Raw genomic sequence first — 23,366 nt, forward strand, 5'->3', positions numbered from 1 at the left:
TGGTGGGGGACTGTGCGGGCACGCTCACACCTCCGCGAGCTTGCGGCGGCGGACCAGGGCGATGAAGAACGGGCCGCCGAGGAAGGCGACGAGGACGCCGGCCTGGATCTCGGTGGGCCGGGCCAGCGTCCGGCCCAGGATGTCGGCGGACAGCAGCAGTACGGGCGCGAGCGCGGCGGACAGCGGCAGCAGCCAGCGGTGGTCGGGGCCGATCCCGGCGTACTGGGCGAGGACCCGCGCGATGTGCGGGACGACCAGGCCGAGGAAGACCACGGGACCGATGACGGCGACCGACGCGCCGGTCAGCAGCATCACCGCGGTGACCCCCTGGAGGCGGACCAGACCGAGCCGCCGGCCCAGCGAGGCGGCCACGTCGTCGCCGAGGGCCATGCTGTTGAGGGCGGGCGCGCAGGACAGGGCGAGGACGGCGCCGACGGCGAGGAAGGGCGCGATGCGCAGCAGTTCACCGGAGCCCTGGTCGGCCAGTGAGCCGGCCGACCAGAAGCGGTAGCGGTCCAGGGCGTCCTGGTCGGTCAGCACCACGGCACTGGTGAGCGACGACAGCAGCGAGGTGACGGCGACCCCGGCGAGCGCCAGCTTCACGGGCGTGGCCCCGGAACGGCCCAGCCGCCCCAGGTAGAAGACCAGGACGCTCGCGGCGAGCGCCCCGCCGAACGCGAACCAGACATAACCGTAGAGCGATCCGACCCCGAACACCGCGACCGCCAGCACGATCGCGAAGGACGCCCCGGCGCTGACGCCGAGGATGCCCGGGTCCGCGAGCGGGTTGCGGGTGAGGGCCTGCATCAGCGCGCCGGACAGGCCGAGCGCGGCGCCCGTCGTCAGGCCCAGCAGGGTGCGGGGGACCCGCACCGACCAGACGATGTTGTCGACGAGGCGGCTGGGCGGATGGCCGAGGACCGCGCGGACCACCTGGTCGAGCGGGACGTTCAGCGCGCCCAGCGCCACGGACAGCAGGGACAGGGCGATGAGGAGGGCGGCGACGAGTGTCACCAGCACCGCGGTGCGAAGCCTTCTGCCTGAAGCCACTTGCCGGTCTCCATGTCGCGGTCCGGGGTCTCGCCGGGGTGCCGTCGGGTCATCGCCCCTCGCGCAGACCCCTGTTGGCGGACCGCCGGACGATCCTGTCAGCAGGTTAGGTGAGCATAACCTCAGCCACGGTGACTTGGACCCGTGGTTCCGGAAGGGGTCTATCAAGTAAGGCAATGCTTACCTTACTATTCGAGCGGTCGCGGCTCCGCTGAGTCGTTCCACACCGCACTGGGAGGCACGGGCAGCTGTGTCGGGCAACACGCGTTCTTCTGCACAGGCGACGGCGGCGGACTACTGGCGGCGACGGTTCGCCGCACCGGTACCGCAGCCCGCACTGCCGCTGGACTTTCCGCACCCGCCCCGCCAGGAGGGCGCGGCGCCGCGCGCGCGGCGCGCCGCCGCGCTGGAGGCGACCGCCGACCGGGCGACCGGACTCGCCGCCCTCGTGGCCCTGCTGCACCGCTACGGCGGTGCGGCGGCGACCGGGACGGCGGTGGCGTACGAAGGGCTGCCGCTGCGTGTGGCGGTCGACGGCGACACCCCGTTCGCCGAACTGTGCGAACGGGTCACGGCGGCGCACGCGGAGGCCGCGGCCCACCGCCTGCCGACCCCCGAACTGCTGGCACTCCTCGCCCCCGAACCCTTCCGCGGCGGCGGGCTGTTGTGCGCCACGGGCTTCGGCGACGCGCCCTGGGACGGGGGCGGCCCGCTGGACCTGGCCCTGACCGTGGCCGACGGGGAGGTGTCGGCGGACTACCGCACCGACCTCTTCGCACCCGCCACCGTCGACCGGATCCTCGGCCACTACCGCACGCTCCTCGCCGACGCCCTCGCCCGCCCGGCCACCCCGGTCGCCGACCTGGAACTCCTCGTGGAGGAGGAACGGCACCGGATCCTGCACGACTGGAACGACACCGCGCACGACGTACCCGCGCTCACCTGGCCGCGCATGTTCGCCGACCAGGTCGCCGCCCGCGCCGACGAGGTGGCCCTCGTCCACGAGGACGTCCGCCTCACCTACGCCGAACTCGACGCGCGCGCGGCCCGGCTGGCGCACGCCCTGGTGGCCCGGGGCGCCGGTCCGGAGACCGTGGTCGCCCTCGCCGTACCGCGCTCGGCCGACATGATCGTCGCGGAGGTCGCCGTCCTGAAGGCGGGCGCGGCCTATCTGCCGGTCGACACCGACTACCCGGCCGACCGCATCGCCTACATGCTCGCCGACGCCCGGCCGGTCTGCCTCGTCACCACCGCCGAGATCGTGCCCGACCTCCCCCCGGACATCGAACCGCTGGTCCTCGACGCCCCGGACACGATCGCCGAGCTGGCAGCCCACCCCGCGCAAGGTCCCTCGGCCGCCGACGGGTTGACGGCCGGGCACGCGGCCTACGTGATCTACACCTCCGGCTCCACCGGCCGTCCCAAGGGCACGGTGCTCTCGCACGCCGGTGTGGCGGGGCTGGTCGCCACACAGCGGGAGCGCTTCGGGATCGGCCCGCACAGCCGGGTCCTCCAGTTCGCCTCGCCCAGCTTCGACGTGGCGTTCTGGGATCTGTGCCTCGGACTGCTGTCCGGCGGCCGGCTGGTCGTCGTGCCCGCCGACCGCCGGGTGCCGGGCGCGCCGCTCGCCGACTACGCGAACGAGCACGGCATCACCTTCATGATCCTGCCGCCCGCCCTGCTCGCCGCCATGCCGGACGACGTGCGACTCCCGCCCGGGGCGACCCTGTTGGCCGGCACCGAGCGGGTGTCTCCCGAGCTGGTCGGCCGGTACGCGCGCGGCCGGATGATGTTCAACGCCTACGGCCCGACCGAGGCCACCACCAACTCCACGCTGGGCCTGTGCGATCCGGACACCCCGCCCGGCACCATCGTGCCGATCGGCGTGCCCGACCCCGGGACCCGCGCCTACGTCCTCGACGACCGGCTGCGGCCGGTCCCCGCCGGTGTCACGGGAGAGCTCTACCTCGGCGGCGCCGGCCTCGCCCGCGGCTACCTGGGCCGTCCCGGCCTGACCGCCGAACGCTTCGTCGCCGCCCCCGCCGACCTCGCCGCCGCGCCCGGCGACCGGCTCTACCGCACCGGCGACCTGGTGCGCTGGAAGGCGGACGGACGACTGGAGTTCCACGGCCGCGTGGACAGCCAGGTCAAGATCCGCGGCTTCCGCATCGAGCCCGGCGAGATCGAGTCCGTCCTGCGCTCCCACCCGGCCGTCGACCAGGCCGCGGTCGTCGTCCGCGAGGACCGCCCCGGCGAACGGCGCCTCGCCGCCTATGTCGTGCCCTCGCTGGACGCCGGCCCGGAGACGGACGCCGAGGCCGGTGTCGCCGACTGGAAGGACCTGCACGAACTGCTGTACTCCGCGGCGGGTTCGGAGGGCTTCGAGGAGAACTTCGCCGGCTGGAACAGCATGTACGACGGGCTGCCCATCCCCCTCGCCGACATGCGTGAGTGGCGGGAGGCGACCCTCGACCGGATCCGCGCCCTGCGGCCCCGGCGCGTCCTGGAGATCGGCGTCGGCTCCGGCCTGCTGCTGTCCCGGCTCGCCCCGGACTGCGAGGCGTACTGGGGCACCGACCTGTCCGAGGAGGCCGTACGGGCCCTGGACGCCCAGGTGTCCGCCGTCCCCGGCCTCGCCGACCGGGTCACTCTGCTGGCCCGGCCCGCGCACGACCTCACCGGGCTGCCCGAGGGTCACTTCGACACGATCGTCGTCAACTCCGTCGTCCAGTACTTCCCCGGCGGCGACTACCTCACCGGCGTGCTGCGTGCCGCCGCCGCACTGCTCGCGCCCGGCGGCGCCCTCTTCGTCGGCGACGTACGCAACCTGCGGCTGCTGCGCACCCTGAGCGCGGCCGTCGAGGCCGGGCGGGTGCGGGAGGAAGCGGACGGCGAGAAGGAGGCCCTGCGCGCCGCCGTGGACCGGGCGCTGGCCTGGGAGGGCGAACTCCTCGTCGACCCCGACTACTTCACCACCCTCGACGGCCTCACCGCCGACATCCGGATCAAGCGCGGCACACACCACAACGAACTCACCCGCTACCGCTACGACGTGGTCCTGCGGTCGCAGGCCGACGGGTACGCGGAGGTGCCCGAGTCGCCCTGGCCCGCGCTCGGTTCGGTGCACGCCCTCGACGCCCTGCTCGCCGGACAACCGGACCGGCTGCGGGTCACCGGCATCCCCAACGCCCGGCTCGCCGACGACCTGGCCGCGCTCGACGCCCTCCGGGACAGCAGCAGACCGGCCGACGCCCCGCACGGAGTGGACCCCGAGTCCCTCCACGAGACCGCCGCACGGCACGGCTACCAGGCGACGCTCACCTGGAACGGGGACGCCGAGGACGGCAGCCTGGACGCCGTGTTCGCGCCCGCCGGGGACGATCTCGCCGTCCGGTACCGCCCCGGCGGCGGCCACCCTCTCACCAACCGTCCGGCACCCTTCCGCAATGTCACCGCGCTGATGACGGCCCTGCGCCGGCACGCCGCGGAGTACCTGCCCGACTACATGGTCCCGGCCGCCTTCGTCCCGCTGGACCGGCTGCCCGTCACCCCCAGCGGCAAGCTCGACGCCGCCGCCCTGCCCGTGCCGGACCTCACCCGCACCGGCGCCGGACGGGCCCCCGGCACGGACCGCGAGCGGCTGCTGTGCGATCTGTACGCACGGGCGCTGAAGGTGCCCTCGGTGGGCGTCGACGACGACTTCTTCGCGCTCGGCGGCGACAGCATCGTCGCCGTCCAACTGCTCATCCTGGCCCGCCGGGCCGGCCTGGAGCTGACCCCGCGCGACGTCTTCCGCCACCGTACGGTCGCGGAGCTGGCCGGCGCCGCCCGCACCGCGGCGGCCGACCCCGTGGACGACACCTCCTGGCAGCTGAGCGACGACGAACTCGCCTCCCTCCAGGGGGAGTCCGCCGTCACCGTCGAGGAGACACTGCCCCTCGGTCCGCTCCAGGAGGGCTTCTTCTTCCACGCCCTGATGGACGGCGCCGAACACGACACGTATGTCGTGCAACAGGTCGTCGAGCTGTCCGGACCGGTCGACGGCACCCTGCTCCGCCAGGCGGCGCAGCGGCTCCTCGACCGGCACGCCCCGCTGCGCGCCTGCTTCCGGCAGACGCCCGACGGCCGCCCCGTCCAGATCGTCGCCACCGGCCTCGAACTGCCCTGGCGCGAGGTCGACCTGGCCGCGCAGGACGACCTCGTGGTCCGGCGCGCCCTGGCCGAGGCCGTCGCCGCCGACGAACGGGCCCACCGCTTCGACCTCGCCCGGCCGCCCCTGGTCCGCTGCGCGCTGATCCGCTTCGGGGACGAGCGCAGCCGACTGGTCCTGACGTTCCATCACATCGTCGCGGACGGCTGGTCCCTGCCGATCCTGCACCGCGAACTGCTCGCCCTGTACGGCGATGACCCGGCCCCCCTGCCCGAGGTCGCCCCGTACCGCGGCTACCTCCGCCGGATCGCCGGTGCCGACCGCCAGGCCGCCCGGGCGGCCTGGCGCGCCGCGCTCGCCGACGTCGAGGAGCCCACCCGGCTGGTCGAGGCCCCGGCGCCCGCCGGACCCGTCGAACCCGCGCAGATCCGCGTGGAGCTGTCCGAGCGGGTCACCGCCCGGCTCGCCGCCCGCGCCCGGGAGCGCGGGGTGACCCTCGGCACCCTCGTGCAGGGCGCGTGGGGACTGCTCGTCGGTCGTATGACGGGCCGTCAGGACGTGCTGTTCGGCACCACCGTGGCCGGCCGGGACGCCGCCGTCGACGGCATCGAGTCGATGATCGGTCTGTTCATCAACACGCTGCCCACCCGGCTGCGCTGGACCCCGGGCGACACCCTCGGCGGGCTGCTGGAGCGGCTCCAGGAGGAGCAGAGCGCGCTGCTCGACCACCAGCACCTCGGCCTCGCCGACATCCAGCGGGCCGCCGGGCACACCGGGGGCGGCGAACTCTTCGACACGCTCGTGGTGTTCGAGAACTACCCCGGCGGCGAGGGCGCCCCGGGCATCACCGACCCCACCGGCACGATCGCCGTCGCCGGGCACGCCTTCCACGACGCCGTGCACTACCCCCTGGCCCTCATCGTCAAGCCCGGCCGCCGTCTCGACCTGCGGCTGAAGCACCACGCGCGGCGCCTGGACGCCGACGCCGCGCAGTCCCTCGCCGACCGCCTCACCCTCGTCCTGAACGCCCTGGCCGACGACCCCGCCGCCCGGGTCGCCGACCTCGAACTGCTCACCCCGCGCGAGCTGGCCGGCGCCCACCCGACGGGGGAGTCCCGGCCGGTCCCGGCCACCACACTGGCCGCCGCGTTCGCCGCGCAGACCGCCCGTACCCCGGACGCCACCGCCGTGGTGTTCGACGGCACGACCACCCTCACCTACGCCGAACTGGACGCTCGGGCAGAGGAGTTGGCCGATCGGCTGCGGGCCCGGGGTGCGGGCCGCGGGCGGTTCGTCGCGGTCGCCGTACCGCGCTCGGCCGAGCTGATGGTGGCGCTGCTGGCCGTCCTGAAGTCGGGGGCCGCCTATCTGCCCCTCGACCTGGACTACCCGGCCGAGCGGCTCGCGTACACGCTGACCGACTCGGGGGCGACCACGGTCGTCACGAGGGCACGGGACGCGGGACGGCTGCCGTCGGTCGAGGGCCTCGACGTGATCGACGTCGACGGCGTGACCGGCGTGGTCGACGTGACCGGCGTGGCCGACGGTGCCGCGGCGGCGGGCGGCCTTCCGCCGGCCGGCCCCGTGGACCCGGCCCGCCCCGACGACCCCGCCTACCTCATCTACACCTCCGGCTCCACCGGCCGCCCCAAGGGCGTCGTCGTCACCCACCGCGCCATCGTCAACCGGCTGGCCTGGATGCAGGGCGCGTACGGCCTCACCGCCGACGACCGGGTGCTCCAGAAGACCCCGGCCGGCTTCGACGTGAGCGTCTGGGAGTTCTTCTGGGCGCTGTGCGAGGGCGCCACCGTCGTCCTCGCCGCGCCGGACGGCCACCGCGACCCCGCCTACCTGGCCCGCCTGATCCGGGCCGAGGGCGTGACGACGACGCACTTCGTGCCGTCCATGCTGGAGGCGTTCCTCGCGTCCGACGAGGTCACCGCCGACCCCACGTGGGCGGGCAGCCTGCGCCGTGTGTTCAGCAGCGGCGAGGCCCTGCCCGGGGCCGCGGCCCGCCGCTGGCGCGACCTGACCGGGGTGCCGCTGCACAACCTGTACGGCCCCACCGAGGCCGCCGTCGACGTGACGTACCACGCCTACGACGGCGCGTCCGACACCACCGTGCCCATCGGCCGGCCCGTGTGGAACACCGGCCTGCGCGTCCTCGACCCCTGCCTGCGCCCGGTCCCCGACGGGGTGCCCGGCGAGCTGTACCTGACCGGCGTCCAGCTGGCCCGCGGCTACCACCGGCGCCCCGCGCTCACCGCCGACCGGTTCGTCGCCGACCCGTACGCCGGCGAACCCGGCGCCCGGATGTACCGCACCGGTGACCTGGTGCGCCGCCGGCCCGACGGCACCCTCGACTATCTCGGCCGCACCGACCGGCAGGTCAAGCTGCGCGGCAACCGGGTCGAACTCGGCGAGATCGAGGCCGCGCTGACCCGCCACCCGGCCGTCGCCCGGGGCGCGGTCGTCGTCCGCGACCAGCGCCTCGTCGCCTACGCGGTCCCGGCGGCCGGATCCGCCGTCGACCCCGCCGCGCTGCGCGCCGCCCTCGCGGACGCGCTGCCTGCGCCCCTGGTCCCGGAGGCGTACGTCGTCCTCGCCGACCTCCCGCTCACCCCCAGCGGCAAGCTCGACCAGGCCGCGCTGCCCGCCCCCGAGGCCGAGCGCGCCGCCCGCCGGGAGCCCGCAGGACCGCTGGAACGGCAGCTCACCGAGATCTTCGCGGCCGTCCTCGGCATCGAGGACGCCGGCCCCGACGACGACTTCTTCCGGCTCGGCGGCGACAGCATCAGCTCCATCGGCGTCGCCGGCCGGGCCCGGGCGGCCGGCCTGGACCTGAGCCCCCGCGACGTGTTCACCCACCGCACCCCCGCCGCCCTGGCGACGGCGGCCGGAGCGGTGACGGCGGCCCCGGGCGCCGACCGGGCACCCGCCGCCCCCTTCACCCTCACCGACGCCGAACACGCCCGCGTCCGCGCCCTGGCCGCCCCGGCCGCCGTCGCCGACGTATGGCCGCTGGCCCCCCTCCAGGAGGGCCTGTTCTTCCACTCGGCGTACGACGAGGGCGCCCTCGACGTCTACACCGTCCACGAGACCTTCGACTTCGCGACCCGGCTCGACGCCGGACGACTGCGCGCCGCCGTGCGCACCCTCCTCGCCCGCAACCCGGGCCTGCGCGCCGGCTTCACCAGCGAGGGCCTCGACCAGCCGGTGCAGTTCATCGTCGAGGACCCGGAGGCCCCGCTCGAGGAGGTCGACCTCTCCGACCTCCCCGCCGCCGAACAGGACGTACGGCTGCGGGAGTTGACGGACGCGGAGCGCGACCGGCGGTTCGACCTCTCGGCGCCCCCGCTGTTCCGGCTGCTCCTGCTGCGCCTGGGCGCGCAGCGCGGCGACCGGCTCGTCATCGGCCGTCATCTGATCCTCTGGGACGGCTGGTCGGCCTGGCTGTTCCTGGACGAGCTGTTCGCGCTCTACGAGACGGGCGGCGACGCGAACGCCCTTCCTGAACCCGGCAGTTACCGGGACTACCTGACCTGGCTCGAGGAGCAGGACGACTCGGTCGCCACGGCCGCCTGGCGCGCCGCCCTGGCCGGCCTCGACGAGCCCACGCTGCTGGCCCCGGCCGCGGCCGACGGCCTCGAACCGGTCATCCCCGACCAGCTCGACATACGTCTGTCCGCAGAGCTCGGCGACCGGCTGCGGGAGACGGGCCGCGCCCACGGCCTGACCCTGAACACCCTCCTCAACGCGGCCTGGGGGCTCACCCTCGCCTCCGCCACCGGACGCCCCGACGTGGTCTTCGGCACCACCGTGGCCGGCCGGCCCAGTGAGGTCCCGGACGTCGGCGACATCATCGGGCTCTTCCTCAACACGGTCCCCACCCGGATCGTCCTCGACCCCGCCGAGCCGGTCCTCGGACTCCTCCGCCGCATCCAGGGCGAACGCCTCGACCTCATGCCGTACGAGCACCTCGGCCTCGGCGTGCTCCAGGCCGAGACCGGGCACCGCAAGCTCTTCGACACGCTGTTCGTGCTGCGCAACAACGACACCGAGGAACGGCTGGCGGACCTGCGCACCCGGCACGGCGCCACGGCCGTCGCCAACGTCGACGCCACCCACTACCCGGCCAACCTCGTCATCACCCCGGGCCGCCGGATCGCCGTCACCCTCACCCACCGCCCCGACCTCGTCCCGGCCGACCGGGCGCGCTCTCTCCTCGACCGGTTCGCGCTGCTCCTCGACCGCCTCGGCGCCGACCTCACGGTGCCCGTCGGCTCCCTCGACCCGCTGCTGCCCGCCGAACACGAGGCGCTGCGCGCGGAGTCGGCGGCCGGCCGGGTGCCCGACCCCGAGGACACCATCGCCGACCTGCTGGCCGCGCAGGCCGGACGCACCCCGGACGAGCGGGCCCTCGTCTTCGGCGAGCGCACCCTGACATACGCCGAACTCGACGCGGCCGTGAACCGCATGGCCCGGCTGCTGATCGACCGGGGCGCGGGCCCCGAGCGGGTCGTCGCCCTCGGCCTGCCGCGCTCCCTGGACATGGTGGTCGCGCTCTTCGCGGTGCTGCGCACCGGCGCCGCCTATCTGCCGCTGGAGCTGGACCATCCGGCCGACCGGCTGTCCCTGATGCTGGCCGACGCCCGCCCGCTCCTGCTGCTCACCACCCGGGCCGTCTCCGCCACGCTGGACGGCGACATGGCCCGTGTCCTGCTCGACGACCCGGAGATCAGGGGGGAGCTGGCCGGTCACTCGGACGCTCCGGTCCGGCTCCGCTTCAGCCTCGAACACCCCGCCTACGTCATCTACACCTCCGGCTCCACCGGCCGCCCCAAGGGCGTCGTCACCCCCTACCGGGGCCTGACGAACATGCAGCTCAACCACCAGAAGGAGATCTTCGCCCCGGCCATCGCCTCGGCCGGCGGGCGACGGCTGCGCATCGCGCACACCGTGTCCTTCGCCTTCGACATGTCGTGGGAGGAACTGCTCTGGCTGGTCGAGGGCCACGAAGTGCACGTGTGCGACGAGGAGTTGCGCCGTGACGCCGAGGCCCTGGTCGCCTACTGCGAGCGGCACCGTGTCGACGTCGTCAACGTCACCCCGACCTACGCCCGGCTGCTGATCGAGCAGGGCCTGCTGACGGGCCATGTGCCGCCGCTCGTGCTGCTGGGCGGCGAGGCCGTCCCGGAGACGGTGTGGACCGCCCTGCGCGACACCGAGGGGACCTACGGCTACAACCTGTACGGGCCGACCGAGTACACCATCAACACCCTCGGCGGCGGCACCCTCGACAGCGAGACGCCCACCGTCGGCCGGCCCATCCGGGGCACCCGCGCCCACATCCTCGACGCCTGGCTGCGCCCGGTGCCCGACGGCGTGCCCGGTGAGCTGTACATCGCCGGCGTCGGCCTGGCCCGCGGCTACCTCGGCCGGCCCGCGCTGACCGCGGAACGCTTCGTCGCCGACCCGTTCGGGGAGCCCGGCGAGCGCATGTACCGCACCGGCGACCTGGTACGCCGGGGCCCCGACGGCAACCTCGACTTCCTCGGCCGCACCGACGACCAGGTCAAGATCCGCGGCTACCGCATCGAACCCGGCGAGATCGAGACCGCCCTCAGCCGTCACCCGCTGGTCGCCCAGGCCGCCGTGGTGGTCCGCGACGAACGCCTCGTCGGCTATGTCGTGCCCTCCGGCGCGGACTCCGAGGAGCGCTCCGCGGCCGAGGCCGCGCAGGTCGGGGAGTGGCAGGAGATCTACTCCGACGAGTACGAGGAGATCGGCACCGCCGTCTTCACCGAGCGGTACGACGGCTGGGACAGCTCCTACGACGGGCAGCCCATCCCCTTCGAGGAGATGCACGAGTGGCGCGAAGCCACCCTCGCCCGCATCGCCGCCCTGCGCCCCCGCCGCGTCCTGGAGATCGGCGTCGGCTCGGGCCTGCTGCTGTCCCGGCTCGCCCCGGACGCGGAGGCCTACTGGGCGACCGACTTCGCCGCCCCCGTCATCCGCAAGATCGGTGAGGAGGTGCGGCGCGACCCGGCCCTCGCCGCCAAGGTCGAACTGCGCTGCCGGCCGGCCGAGGACCTGAGCGGTCTGCCCACCGGCTACTTCGACACGATCGTCATCAACTCCGTCATCCAGTACTTCCCGAGCATCGACCACCTCACCGCCGTACTGCGCGGCGCGATGGACCTGCTCGCGCCCGGCGGCGCCCTGTTCGTCGGAGACGTCCGCAACCTGCGGCTGGCCCGCACCTTCCACACCGAGATCCAGCGCGCCCGCGGCACCGCCGAGGCCGACCTGGAGGCGGCGGTGGAGCGCGGCCTGCGGCTGGAGAAGGAACTCCTCGTCGACCCCGAGTTCTTCACCACCCTCGGCTACGGCGTCGACCTGCGCACCAAGCGCGGCCACCACCACAACGAGCTGACCCGGCACCGCTACGACGTCGTCCTGTACGCCGACGAGCCGGACGTACGGCTGGACGGTGTGCCGGTGGTCGACTGGGCCACGGCCGACACCATCGGCGAACTCGTGCGCGGCGACTGGTCCGGCGCCGAGAGCATCGGCGCACTGCTGGGCGGCAACTGGTCCGCGACCGGCGGCACCGGCCGGCACCCGCGGGGCGAACGGCCCGCGGGCCTGCGTCTGACCGGCGTGCCCGACGGCCGTACCTCCGCAGCGGGCGTCGACCCGGAGCACCTGCACGAACTGGGCGCGGCCGCCGGATACCGGGTGCTGACCACCTGGTCGGCGCGGACCGGCACGTTCGACGCGGTGTTCCTGGCGTCCGCCGCCGCCGAACCACGCCTCACCGGCGGCCTGTTCCGCCCCGGCGGCGGCACCCACCCCTACGCCAACGACCCCACCGCCGCCCGCGAGGCGAGCACACTGGTGCGCCGGCTGCGCGAGGACCTGGGCCGCGAACTGCCCGACTACATGGTCCCGGCCGCCTTCGTCACCGTCGACGGCCTGCCCATGAACGCCAACGGCAAGCTCGACGTACGCGCCCTGCCCGACGCCGAGCCCGCCGTCGCCCTCGGTGGTGGACGCGGCCCGCGCACCCCGCGGGAGGAGGTGCTGTGCCGGCTGTTCGCCGAGGTGCTGGGGCTGCCCGAGGTCGGCGCCGAGGACAACTTCTTCGACCTGGGCGGACACTCGCTGCTCGCCACCCGGCTGGTCAGCCGCGCCCGCACCGAACTGGGCGCCGAACTCGCCATCCGTGACCTCTTCGAGGCGCCCACCCCGGCGCTGCTCGCGGGCCGCGCGGACCGGGCGAGCCCGGCCCGGCCGCCCGTCGCCCCCGTCACGGACCGGCCCGCCCGCGTTCCGCTGTCGGCAGCTCAGCGCCGGCTCCTGCTGGTCGAGCAGATCACCGGAAGCGGCGTCGCCTACAACTTCCCGCTTGTTTTCCGGCTGCGCGGCGCCCTCGACACCGAGGCCCTGGGCACCGCCCTGCGGGATGTCGCCGGGCGCCACGAGGCGCTGCGGACGGTGTTCCCCGTGCACGAGGGCGAGCCGTACCAGCGGATCGTCCCGGCCGCCGAGGCGTTCCCCGACTGCACGGTGACCGACTGCGCCGAGGACGCGCTGCCCGCGCTGATCGAGGCGGCCCAACGCCGCCCCTTCGACCTGACCGCCGAACTCCCACTGCGCTGCGAGGTGTTCCGGCTGGGCCCGGACGACCACGTGGTGGCCGTCGTCCTGCACCACATCACCACCGACGAGTGGTCCGACCGCCCCTTCCTCGCCGACCTCGACGCCGCCTACGCGGCCCGCCGCGAGGGACGGCCGCCCGCCTGGGCGCCCCTGCCGGTGCAGTACGCCGACTACACCCTCTGGCAGGACGAACTGCTCGCCCGGACCGGCGAGAGCCAGCTCGCCCACTGGGCGGACGCCCTGCGCGGCCTGCCCGACGAACTCGCCCTGCCCGCCGACCGGCCGCGTCCGGCCGAGCCGACCGGGCGCGGCGGCAAGGTCCGCCTGGAGCTGCCCACCGCCACCGGCCACGCCCTGCGTGACCTCTCCGCAGCCACCGGGACCAGCATGTTCATGCTGTTCCAGGCCGCCACCGCGGCGCTGCTGCACCGGCTCGGCGCGGGGGACGACATCCCGCTCGGCGCGCCCATCGCGGGCCGCACCGACGAGGCGCTCGGCGACCTGGTCGGCTTCTTCGTGAACACCCTGGTCCTGCGCACCGACCTGTCCGGCGAGGACCTCACGTTCCGGCGGCTGCTGGGCCGGGTGCGGGAGTCGTCCCTGAAGGCCTTCGAGTACCAGGACCTGCCCTTCGACCGGGTCGTGGAGGCCCTCAACCCGCCCCGGGTGGCCGGCCGCAACCCCCTCTTCCAGGTCATGCTGGGCTACCACCACCGCCCCGACGGCGACCCGGACGTGCTCGGCCTGCGGACCGAATGGTTCGACATGGACACCGGCATGGCCAAGTTCGACCTCCACTTCACCTTCGTCGACGAGACCGGCCGCGACCGTGTCGTGCTGCTCCTGGAGTACGCGGCCGACCTCTTCGACCACGGGACGGCCGAGCGGCTCGCCGGGCGTACGGCGCGGCTGCTGGAACACGCCGCGGCCGAACCGGACCGTCCGGTGCGCGACCTCCGGCTCCTGGCGGAGACCGAACGGGCGCAGGTGCTTCAGGAGTGGAACGCCACCGCGCACCCCGTCCCCTCCGCCACCCTGCCCGGCCTCTTCTCCGCCCAGGCGGCGCGCACCCCGCAGGCCACGGCGCTCGTCTTCGAGGGCGAGCGGCTGACGTACGCGGAGCTGGACGCCCGGGTGGAGCGGACCGCACGGGTGCTGGCCGGGCTGGGCGCGGGCCCCGAGCGGACCGTGGCCGTCGCGCTCCCGCGCTCGCCCGAACTGGTCGTCGCCCTGCTCGCCGTCCACCGCGCCGGAGCCGCCTATCTCCCCCTCGACCCGGACTACCCGGAGGAACGCCTCGCGCTGATGGTCGAGGACGCCCGTCCGGTGTGCGTGATCCGCGACGGCCTGCCGACCGGCCCCGAGGAGGACCTGTCCGCGGCCCACGATCCGGCGCACCCCGCGTACGTGATCTACACCTCCGGCTCCACCGGCCGCCCCAAGGGAGTCGTCGTCCCGCACGAGGGCATCGTCAACCGGCTGCTGTGGATGCAGCACACCTACGGCCTGACGTCCGCCGACCGGGTCCTCCAGAAGACGCCCTCCAGCTTCGACGTGTCGGTGTGGGAGTTCTTCTGGCCCCTGATCACCGGCGCCGCCCTGGTGCTCGCCCGGCCCGAGGGCCATCGCGACCCGGCCTACCTGGCCCGGCTGATCCGCGAACAGGACGTCACCACCGTCCACTTCGTGCCCTCCATGCTCCAGCTGTTCCTGGAGGAGCCCACCGCCGCGCGGTGCGTCGGCCTGCGCCGGGTGATGTGCAGCGGCGAGGCCCTGCCCGTCGGCCTGGCCCACCGCTTCCACGAGGTCCTGACCGCCGAGCTGCACAACCTCTACGGGCCGACCGAGGTGTCGGTCGACGTGACGGCCGTCGAGATCGGACCGGACGCGCCGAGCGTGCCGATCGGCCGCCCGGTGTGGAACACCCGGGTGTACGTCCTCGACGCCGGGCTGCGCCCGGTGCCCCCCGGCGTCCCCGGCGAGCTGTACCTCGCGGGCGTCCAGCTGGCCCGCGGCTACCTCGACCGGGCCGCGCTCACCGCCGAGCGGTTCGTCGCCGACCCGTACGGGGCGCCGGGAACCCGCATGTACCGCACGGGCGACCTGGCCCGGTGGACGGCCGACGGGACGGTCGAATACCTGGGCCGCACCGACGACCAGGTGAAGGTGCGCGGCTTCCGCGTCGAACCCGGCGAGATCGAGGGAGCCCTGACCCGGCACCCGGCCGTCGCCCACGCCGTCGTCGCGGTCCGTGACCAGCGGCTGGTGGCCTATGTGGTGCCGGACCGGGACGCCGGACCGGTGGACGCGACGGCGTTGCGCGCCCACACGGCCGCCGCGCTCCCCGCGCACATGGTGCCCGCGGCCTTCGTCCCGCTGCCCGCGCTGCCCCTCACCCCCAACGGCAAGCTCGACCGGCGGGCCCTGCCCGCACCCGACTTCACGGCCGCGGGCGCGCAGGGCGCCCCGCCGCGCGGCCCGCGCGAGGAGATCCTCGGCGGACTCTTCGCCGATGTCCTCGGCCTCGACCGGGTCGGCGCCGACGACGACTTCTTCACCCTCGGCGGACACTCCCTGCTCGCCATGCGACTGGTCAGCCGCGTCCGTACGGTCCTCGGAGCGGACCTCACCGTCCGTACCGTCTTCGAGGCACCCACTCCCGCGCTGCTCGCCGTGCGGCTCGACGACCGGGCCGGCGGCCTGCCCGCCCTGGTCCCCGCGGACCGGCCCGAGGAACTCCCGCTGTCCTTCGCCCAGCAGCGGCTCTGGCTGCTGCACCGCATCGAGGGGCCGGGCGCCACGTACCACATCCCGGCGGCCTGGCGGCTGACCGGCGCCCTCGACCCGGACGCGCTGGCCGCCGCGCTGAACGACGTCGCGGTACGCCACGAGAGCCTGCGCACGGTCTTCCCCGAGAGCGACGGCCGGGCCCGCCAGGTCGTGCTCGACCCGTCCCGCGTCACGGTCCCCGTCCAGCACGGCCGGGTCACGGAGAGCGAACTGCCCGGCCGGCTCGCCGAGGCCGCCGCGCGGGGCTTCGAGCTCGACCGCGACCTCCCGCTGCGCGCCCACGTGTTCGGCCTGAAGCCGGACGAACACGTCCTGCTGCTGGTGCTGCACCACATCGCCGGCGACCAGTGGTCCGACGGCCCCCTCTGGCGCGACCTGGCCCTCGCCTACGAGGCCCGCCGTGCGGGACACCGGCCCGCGTGGGCGCCGCTGCCGGTGCAGTACGCCGACTACGCCCTCTGGCACCGTGAGGCACTCGGCGACGCCGACGCACCGGACAGCCGCCAGTCCCGCCAGCTCACCTACTGGCAGGGCGCGCTCGCGGGCCTGCCGGAGGAACTCGCGCTGCCCGCCGACCGGCCCCGGCCGGCGGAGAGCAGCCACCGCGGTGGCGCCGTCGGGCTGACCGTCGACGCCGGAAGGACCCGGGACCTGCGCACGCTGGCCCGCCGTCATGGCGTCAGCATGTTCATGGTCGCCCAGGCGGCCGTCGCCGCGCTGCTGCACCGGCTCGGCGCCGGAGCGGACATCCCGCTGGGCGCCCCGGTCTCGGGGCGCTCCGACGAACACCTCGAAGACCTGGTCGGCTTCTTCGTGAACACCCTCGTCCTGCGCACCGACCTGTCCGGCGACCCCACCTTCACCGAGTTGCTCGCCCGCGTCCGGGAGACCGACCTCGCCGCCTACGAGCACCAGGACCTGCCCTTCGAACGCCTGGTGGAGGCCGTCAACCCGGCCCGCTCACTGGCCCGGCACCCGCTGTTCCAGGTGATGGTCGTGCACCTCGAGAACGCCGGCGCCACCCCCGCCCTGCCCGGTCTGACCGCGCACCGCGAACCGCTCGGCCAGCAGGGCGCCAAGTTCGACCTCAGCTTCGACTTCGTCGAGCAGGGCGAGGACGGGCTGCGGTGCTGGATCGAGTACAGCGCCGACCTCTTCGACGAGCCGACCGTCGAACTCCTCGCCGAGCGGCTGGATTCGCTCCTGGAACAGATCGCCGCCGACCCCGGCCGCCGCGTCGGCAGCCTCGACGTGCTGCGCGACGACGAACGCGCCCTCGTCCTCACCGAGTGGAACGACACCGCGCGGCCCGTCCCCGGCCTCACCCTGCCGGAGCTGTTCCGCGCGCAGGCCGCCCGCACCCCCGAGGCCACCGCGGTCGTCTTCGAGGACACCGCCCTCACCTACGCCGAACTCGACCTGCGGGTGGAGCGTCTCGCCCACACCCTCGCCGCGCACGGGGCGCGGGCCGAGGCCACCGTGGCCGTCGCCCTGCCGCGCTCCCTCGCCCTCGTGGTGGCGCTGCTCGCGGTCCACCGCGCGGGCGCCGCCTACCTGCCCCTCGACACCGGCTACCCGGCCGAGCGGCTCGCCCACACGCTCACCGACGCCCGCCCGGTCTGCCTGGTCACCGCCGACGGGGTCGGCCTCCCGGACACCGGCGTGCCCACCCTCACGGTGGACGCCGACGGCGCCCCCGACCGCCCGGCGCACGCGCCCCTGCCCACCGCCCACGACCCCCGCCACCCCGCCTACGTCATCTACACCTCCGGCTCCACCGGCCGCCCCAAGGGCGTCTCCGTGCCGCACGAGGGCATCGCCAACCGGCTCCTGTGGATGCAGGACGCCTACCGTCTCGACTCCGGCGACCGAGTCCTCCAGAAGACCCCGGCCGGGTTCGACGTGTCGGTGTGGGAGTTCTTCTGGCCGCTCGTCACCGGCGCCGCCCTGGTCGTGGCCCGCCCGGAGGGCCACCAGGACCCGGCCTACCTCGCCGGCCTGATACAGCGGCAGCACATCACCACGGCCCACTTCGTGCCGTCGATGCTGCGTGCCTTCCTCGACGAGCCGGCCGCGGCCCGGTGCACCGGACTGCGCCAGGTGATGTGCAGCGGCGAGGCACTGCCCGCTCCGCTGGCCGCCCGCTTCCACCGGACCCTGCCGGGCAGCCGCCTGCACAACCTGTACGGCCCGACCGAGGCGTCCGTCGACGTCACCGCCCACGAGGTGCCCGCCGATCCGGCCGCCGTGCCGATCGGCCGCCCGGTGTGGAACACCCGCACCTACGTGCTCGACGCCGCACTGCGCCCGGTGCCGCCCGGCGTGGCCGGCGAACTGTACCTGGCGGGCGTCCAGTTGGCCCGCGGCTACCTGGGCCGCCCCGGCCTGACCGCCGAGCGGTTCGTCGCCGACCCCCACGCCGACGGGCCCGGCGCCCGTATGTACCGCACCGGGGACCTGGCCCGCTGGACCCGGGACGGCGCACTGGAGTACCTCGGCCGGGCCGACGACCAGATCAAGCTGCGTGGCTTCCGGATCGAGCTCGGCGAGATCGAGACCGTCCTCGCGGCGCACCCGTCCGTCGACCACGCCACCGTCGTCCTGCGCGACGCACACCTGATCGCGTACGTCGTCCCGGCCGGGGACGGCGCGCCGGTGAACGCGACGGCGCTGCGCGCCCACGCCGCCGCCGTGCTGCCCGACCACATGGTCCCGGCCGCCGTCGTCACCCTCGACGCCCTCCCGCTCACTCCCAACGGCAAGCTGGACCGCCGGGCGCTGCCCGCCCCCGACTTCGCCGCCGAGGTGACCGGCACCCGGCCGCGCACAGCGCTGGAGGAGACCCTCGGCGCGCTCGTCGCGGACGTCCTCGGCCTCGAACGGGTCGGTGTCGAGGACGACTTCTTCTCCCTCGGCGGCGACAGCATCGTCGCCATGCAGCTGGTCGCCCGTGCCCGCGCCGCCGGGCTCGCGTTCAGCCCGCGTGACGTGTTCCGGCACAAGTCCGTCGCGGGACTGGCCACCGTGGCCGCCACCACCGGCCCCGGCCCCGTCGACGGGGACCAGGAAGACACCACCCCCCTGCTCGACCTCACCGACGACGAGCGCGCCGAACTCGCCGCCCTGCCCGCCGGAACCGAGGTCCTGCCCGTCTCCCCGCTCCAGGCCGGCCTGCTCTTCCACGCCGCCCTCGACTCCGGCGAGGAGGGCCCCGACGTGTACACCGTCCAGGTCTCCTACGACCTGGAAGGACCGCTGGACGCCGACCGGCTGCGCGCCGCCGGACAGGCGGTGCTCGACGCGCACGAGAACCTGCGCAGCGGCTTCAGGCACCTGTCCTCCGGGCGGCCCGTCGCCGTCGTACCGCGCACCGCCGTGCTGCCCTGGCGGCAGCTCGACCTCACCGGCCCGGACACCGACCCCGGCACCGACCCGGACACCGACCGGGCCGGCGACCCGGACACGTGGACGCGGCTGCTCGGTCAGGAGCGGCGCCGCTTCGACCTCGAACGCCCGCCGCTGCTCAGGCTGCTGCTGGCCCGGCTCGGCCCGGACCGGCACCGGCTCGTGCTCTCGCACCAGCACCTCCTGCTGGACGGCTGGTCGCTGCCGCTGCTCACCGCCGAGCTGTGGGCGCGCTACGAGGGCCGCACCCCGGCCGCGCCGGCCCCGTACCGCGAGCATCTGCGGCTGCTGGCCGCCCAGGACCCGGCCGCCTCGGCCGCCGCGTGGGCCGAGGTCCTCGGCTCTCTCGCCGAACCCACCCGGCTCGCGCCCGTCGACGCCGACCGTGCCGCCGCCGTGCCGCACACCCACACCGTCGAACTGGACGCCGTTCGCACGGCGGAGCTGGAGGCGTTCGCCCGGCGCCGGGGTGTCACCCTCAACACCCTCGTCCAGGCCGCCTGGGGCGTCCTCCTCGGCCGGCTCACCGGACGGGAGGACGTGGTGTTCGGCGCGACCGTCGCCGGCCGCTCGCCCGAGCTGGCCGGGGCCGACTCGATGATCGGCCTGTTCATCAACACCGTGCCCGTCCGGGTGCGGGTCCGTCCGCGGGAGAGCACGGCCGACCTGCTGGCCCGGCTCCAGGACGAGCAGTCCCGGCTGATCGCCCATCAGCACCTCGGCCTCGCCGACATCCAGCGGGCCGCCGGACTCGGTGAACTCTTCGACACCCTGGTGGTGTTCGAGTCGTACCCGGTGACCGAGGCGGACGGGGAAGGCGCCGGACCGCGCGTCACCGTCCGCGACCACGAGGACTCCACCCACTATCCGTTCGCGTGGGCCGTCGAGCCCGCGGAACGGCTGCGGCTGACCGCCGAGTTCCGCCCCGAGCTGTTCACGCCGGCCACCGTGCGGCGGATCACCTCCGCCCTGACCGCTCTGCTCACCGGCATGGCGGCCGACCCCGACCGCCCGGTCGGGCGGCTCGACCTGCTGGACCCCGACGACCGGCACACCGTCCTCCAGACCTGGAACGACACCGCGCTGCCCGTACCGGCGGACGACCGGCCGGGCACCGTGCCCGCGCTGTTCGCCGCCCAGGCCGCCGCCGCCCCCGACGAGGTCGCCGTCACCGACACCTCGGTGACCTGGACGTTCGCCGAACTCGACGCCCGCACCGACCGGCTGGCCCGGACCCTCGCGGGACACGGCGCCGGCCCCGAGCGGATCGTGGCCCTCGCCCTGCCCCGCACCGCCGACCACATCGCCGCGATCCTCGCCGTGATGAAGGCGGGCGCCGCCTATCTGCCCCTCGACCCCGACCTGCCCGGGTCCCGGCTCACCGGCATGCTCGACGACGCCCGCCCGGTCCTGGTCCTGGCCACCGAGGAGACCGCCCGCGCGCTGCCCGCCACCGAGGTCCCGGTGCTGCTCCTCGACGCCCCGACCGACGGCCTGCCGGAGGCGGAGCCCACCCCTCCCGCCCCCGACCACCCCGCCTACGTCATCTACACCTCGGGCTCGACGGGCCGCCCCAAGGGTGTCGTCGTCACCCAGCGCGGTATCGCCAACCTCTTCCACAGCCACCGCCACGACCTGCACGAAGTGGCCCGGCGCCGCACCGGACGCCGGCACCTGCGCGTCGGGCACGCCTGGTCCTTCTCCTTCGACGCCTCCTGGCAGCCGCAGCTGTGGCTGCTGGACGGACACGCCCTGCACATCGCGGACGACGAGACCCGCCGCGACCCCGAACTCCTCACCGCCTTCGTCCGGGACCGGGGCATCGACTTCATCGAGGTCACCCCGTCGCTGCTCGCCCAGATGGCGGACAGCGGGCTGATCACCCCCGGGGGCGACTGCCCGCTCGCCGTGGTCGGCTTCGGCGGCGAGGCCGTACCCCCGTCGCTGTGGGCACGGCTGGCCGCGCTGCCGGACACCGAGGCGTTCAACCTGTACGGCCCCACCGAGGCCACCGTCGACGCCCTCGTCGGCCGGGTCCGCGACAGCGCGAGCCCGGTCGTCGGACGCCCCGTCCACCACTCCCGTGCCTATGTGCTGGACACCGCGCTGCGCCCGGTCCCGCCCGGCGTCACCGGCGAGCTGTACCTGTCGGGACCGGGCCTGGCCCGCGGCTACCTCGGCCGGCCGGACCTGACCGCCGAGCGCTTCGTGGCCGACCCGTTCGGGGCGCCCGGCGCGCGCATGTACCGCACCGGCGACCTGGCCCGCTGGACCGAGGACGGCCTGCTGGAGTTCGCGGGACGCACCGACGACCAGGTCAAGATCCGCGGCTACCGGGTCGAACTCGCCGAGATCGAGGCCGCGTTGGACACCCACCCGGCCGTCGCGCAGACGGTCGTCGTGGCCCGCGAACACCGGCCGGGCGTACGGCAGCTCATCGCGTACGCCGTTGTCCCGGACGGTCCGCAGGACCCGGCCGCCCTGCGCGCCCATGCGGCCGCCGCGCTGCCCGACTACATGGTCCCGGCCGCCGTGGTCGTCCTGGACCGGCTGCCGCTGCTGTCCAACGGCAAGCTCGACCGGGCCGCCCTGCCCGCCCCGGACTTCGCCGCCGCGGGCGGCGGCCGGGCCCCTGCGAGCGACGCCGAGCGCACCCTGCGCGACCTGTTCGCGGACGCCCTCGGGCTGCCCGCCGAGGCGGTCGGCACGGACGACGACTTCTTCTCCTTCGGCGGCGACAGCATCATCGCCATGCAACTCGTCGCACGGGCCCGGGCCGGCGGCCTGCGGGTCACCCCCCGTCAGGTCTTCCGGCACCGCACCGTCGCCGCGCTGGCCGCCGTCGCGGTCCCGCTCGGCGCCGACGAGCGGCTCGCCGCCCACGACGACGGCACCGGCACCGTCCCGCTCACCCCGATCATGCGCGCCCTGCTCGAACGCGGCGGCCCCATCGCCGCCTACCACCAGGCGGCCCTGGTCCGTACCCCGGCCGACCTGACCGGGCCCGGACTGCTGGCCGTGCTCACGGCGCTCGCCGCCCGGCACGACATGCTCCGCGCCCGGCTGGTCCGCGACCCGGAGTGGACCCTGCGGGTTCCCCCGGCGCGGGACACCGACGTCAGCTCCTGGCTCACCCGGGCCGACGTGCGCGGCGCGGACGAGGCCGGACTGCGCGCCGCCATCTCCGCCCACGCCGGGACGGCACGGGCCGGGCTCGACCCGGACGGCGGGGCGATGGTGCGGGCGGTCTGGTTCGACGCCGGGCCCGGACACGCCGGCCGGCTGCTGATCCTCGTCCACCACCTGGTGATCGACGGCGTCTCCTGGCGTGTCCTGCTGCCCGACCTCGCCACCGCCTGGGCCGCCGTCCGTACCGGCCGGCCCGCCGAACTGGCGCCCGTGGAGCTGTCGTTCGCCCGCTGGTCACGGCTGCTCGGGACCCGCGCAGGCGATCCGGCGGCCGAGGACGAGCTGCCGTGGTGGACCTCCGCCCTCGCCGAGGGCGCCGACCTCCCCCTGGCCCGCCCCCTGGACCCCGCCCGGGACACGGTCGCCACCACCCGCTATCTCTCCCTGACCCTGTCCGCGGATCTGACCGGACCCCTGCTGAGCCGGGTCCCGGCCGCCTTCGGCGCCACCGTCAACGACGTCCTGCTCACCGCGTTCGCCCTCGCGGTCGGCGACTGGCGGGCCCGGACCACGGGCGCGCGAGGGCCGGGCGGACCCGTCCTGGTCGATCTGGAGGGCCACGGCCGCGAGGAGGAACTCGCGGGCGACGCCGACCTGTCGCGTACGGTCGGCTGGTTCACCAGCGTCGTCCCGGTACGGCTCGACCCGGGCGACGCCGACCCGGCCGACGCCTTCGCGGGCGGCCCCGCGCTGGACGAGGCCCTGGCCCGGATCCGCGCCCACCTCGCGGCGCTGCCCGCCTCCGGGATCGGGCACGGCCTGCTGCGCCGGCTCAACCCCACGACCGGCCCCCGGCTCGCCCGACTCGGGGAGCCGCAGATCGAGTTCAACTACATGGGCCGCTTCGAGTACCCGGAGGCCGTCGACTGGTCCTACGCCCCCGAGGGCGACGCCGCCGACCTCGACGCGGACCCGGGCATGCCGATGTCCCACGCCCTCACCCTCAACGCCCTCACCGAGGACCGCCCCGAGGGGCCGGAGCTGAGCGCCCACTGGGCGTACGCGGCCGAACTCCTCACCGAGGACGCCGTACGGGACCTGGCACGGACCTGGTTCCGGGCGCTGGAGGCGCTGGTACGGCGAGCGGCCGCGGCACGCCCCTAGCCAGGACCTCACA

The 23,366-nt window shown here is 75.0% G+C and carries 2 protein-coding genes; one reads left to right on the forward strand and one right to left on the reverse strand.

Annotated features, from left to right (window positions below; translation table 11 throughout):
- Positions 1-24 precede the first annotated feature (24 nt).
- A complete protein-coding gene (locus tag G9272_RS35350) occupies positions 25-1,050 on the reverse strand; it encodes a FecCD family ABC transporter permease (protein ID WP_171400290.1) in 1,026 nt (341 codons plus the stop codon).
- A gap of 250 nt (positions 1,051-1,300) precedes the next feature.
- Here G9272_RS35350 and G9272_RS35355 point away from each other — a divergent pair, with 250 nt between their 5' ends.
- On the forward strand, positions 1,301-23,353 hold the full coding sequence (locus G9272_RS35355; RefSeq protein WP_171400291.1) for a non-ribosomal peptide synthase/polyketide synthase: 22,053 nt from the start codon (positions 1,301-1,303) through the stop codon (positions 23,351-23,353).
- Positions 23,354-23,366: the final 13 nt, after the last annotated feature.

Origin of the sequence: Streptomyces asoensis, assembly GCF_013085465.1 — a bacterium.
GTDB lineage: Bacteria > Actinomycetota > Actinomycetes > Streptomycetales > Streptomycetaceae > Streptomyces > Streptomyces cacaoi_A.